At 79.6% G+C, this 563-nt stretch carries 1 pseudogene; it reads left to right on the top strand.

The window, feature by feature from the left end:
* A pseudogene (locus GTR00_RS25305) lies at window positions 1-563 on the top strand (MFS transporter); the annotation flags it as partial.

The raw sequence follows: 563 nt of genomic DNA, 5'->3' as shown, positions 1-563 counted from the left end.
GCCCTGGCCGACCCGGGCCTGCTCGCCCTCTACGCGCAGGGGCTGCTGCTCATGGGCGCCTTCGTCACCGTCTACAACTACGTCGGCTTCCGCCTGCTGGCGCCGCCCTTCTCGCTGTCGCAGACCGTGGTGGGGCTGCTGTTCGTCGTCTACCTCGCCGGCACCGCCTCCTCCGCGCTGGCCGGGCACCTGGCCGCCGCGGGCCGGTTGCGGGTGCTGCTGGGCTCCACCGCCGTGCTCGCCGCCGGCGCCGCGCTGACCCTGGCGGCCTCCCTGCTGCTCGTCGCCGCCGGGCTGGTGCTGCTGACCGCGGGGTTCTTCGCCGCGCACGCCGTCGCCAGCGGCTGGGCCGGGGCCCGGGCCCGCCCCGGCGCCCGCGCCCAGGCCTCCGCGCTCTACACCGTCGGCTACTACGCCGGCTCCAGCGTGCTGGGCTGGCTCGGCGGCCTCGCCCACGACGCCGGCGGCTGGGGCGCGGTCGTCGCCGGCGTGCTCGCCGCGGCCGCCGCGGCCGCCGCCTGCGCCGCGCTGGTCCTGCGCCCCGCCCGCGCGGCGGGCAGCAT

Source organism: Kineococcus indalonis, assembly GCF_009906395.1.
Lineage (GTDB): Bacteria > Actinomycetota > Actinomycetes > Actinomycetales > Kineococcaceae > Kineococcus > Kineococcus indalonis.
Note: the sequence above shows the minus strand (reverse complement) of the source record. Positions and strands in the feature narration are given on the sequence as shown.